Genomic DNA, 218 nt, shown 5'->3' with positions numbered 1-218 from the left:
TTGAAGGACCCATCGACACCTGGCGGCTAGAGCGTGGAGCAAACTTCAAACAACGCCTTACCCTGCATGCTGAATTCCACACCTGTTCAAGACCAGGCTGTAACAAGCCGGCTGATTACTGCCAAGTCCATCACCTCATCCCCTGGCAGGCAGGCGGCTACACCAACATCAAGAACCTGACCTTCCTGTGCGCCTACCACAACGGGATCAATGATGAT

1 protein-coding gene is annotated in these 218 nt (G+C 54.1%); it reads left to right on the top strand.

From position 1 onward, the window contains the following. The coding region (locus HMPREF2822_RS12960; RefSeq protein ID WP_148139632.1) for an HNH endonuclease signature motif containing protein at positions 1-218 on the top strand (218 nt) is incomplete at both ends.

This window comes from Corynebacterium sp. HMSC062E11 (assembly GCF_001811845.1).
Lineage (GTDB): Bacteria > Actinomycetota > Actinomycetes > Mycobacteriales > Mycobacteriaceae > Corynebacterium > Corynebacterium hesseae.
The sequence above is the reverse complement of the archived record's forward strand: the minus strand, read 5'-3'. Positions and strand labels throughout refer to the sequence as shown.